General features: G+C 51.5%; 1 protein-coding gene. It reads left to right on the top strand.

All coding sequences use genetic code 11. From position 1 onward, the window contains the following. Positions 1-197: 197 nt before the first annotated feature. Positions 198-956, top strand: a complete 759-nt coding sequence (gene trbJ, locus GHO42_RS02985) for a P-type conjugative transfer protein TrbJ (RefSeq protein ID WP_153329020.1) — start codon at positions 198-200, stop codon at positions 954-956. The last annotated feature ends 359 nt before the right edge of the window (positions 957-1,315 follow it).

The raw sequence follows: 1,315 nt of genomic DNA, 5'->3' as shown, positions 1-1,315 counted from the left end.
AACAAGTTTTGCGGCGATGGTCTCATTGGCCTGCGCTATGCGGTGCTTGCGACAATACTTTACGTACAGAGCCTAGTGAGGGCGCTGCTAAAGCGAATCGAGGCTAACCAGAGCGAAATGCTGCGATTGGTGCAGTCCTTAAAATTTTAGCCGCTAAAAAATCACGCAATTATTTCGTGTTCTTCCTTGGAGTTCCCATGAACAAAACCAAAGGTTTTATCGGTGGGTGTTTACTGGCTATCGCAACAACACACCTGCAACCAGCTCTTGCAGGTATACCCGTTGCCGACGGATTGAATTTGGGGCAAACCACCATCAGTGCAATGCAGAGTGTCGCCGCTGTCGTAAAGCAGATTGAACAGTACCGAACTCAGCTAATGCAGTACGAAAATATGCTGCAGAACACTGCAGCTCCTTCATCCTATATTTGGGATCAGGCTGACCAAACGATAACAAGGCTGCTGGAAGCTCAGAACACCCTCAGTTACTACAGGAACCAAGCGGGCAGCCTCGAAAACTACTTATCCAAGTTTCAGGACGCCTCGCACTACTCAGCGTCCCCTTGTTTTGGGACTCAGACTTGCTCAGATCAGGATCAACGGGCCATTGCCACTGCCCGTGCAGAGGCCAGCACTGCCCGTAAACTAAGCACCGACGCCCTTCTGATGAACGTTGATCGCCAACAAAACACCCTGCAACGGGATGCCAATAACTTGGCAAACATGCAGCGCCAAGCCGTCAACGCTGAGGGCCAAATGCAAGCGATCCAATCGGCGAACCAAATGGCTAGTGCCCAAGCCAATCAGCTCATCCAAATCCGAAGCTTGCTCGTCGCTCAGCAAAGCGCCGTAGCTACTGAAGCTCAGATAGCAGGTGATCGAGAATCCCAGCAACAGGCCGCCGACCAACATGCACTCTCGGGAAATAACAGCCAGAGTGCTGAAAGGTCCTGGTAAGGAGCAGATATGCACTGTCGAACCTTAACCTGCATCACCCTGCTGATTAGCCTCGTATGCGGCTGCAACGATCAGCACAGCTCTAAGACGCTGAAGTGTAATGACGTCACCAGAGGGCTTTCGAAAACAGATCAGCAAGCGATTAGAGATGCTTGCGCACTTAGCCACAAAAACACCCAAAGCAACGACAGACAATGGTGACCGCATGAAAAAGCTCATTTCGACTCACCTACTGCTCGCAGCACTCATCAGCGCGCAAGCTGCTCAGGCTGCAGACTTGGACTGAATCGCCCCTAGTTTCGTAGACACCTCCAAGCCTTAAAATGAGGCCCATTAGGAGGTGCCATGAGCAACCAGCG

Source organism: Pseudomonas sp. FSL R10-0056 (assembly GCF_009600105.1).
Taxonomy (GTDB): Bacteria; Pseudomonadota; Gammaproteobacteria; order Pseudomonadales; family Pseudomonadaceae; genus Aquipseudomonas; species Aquipseudomonas bubulae.
Note: the sequence above shows the minus strand (reverse complement) of the source record. Positions and strands in the feature narration are given on the sequence as shown.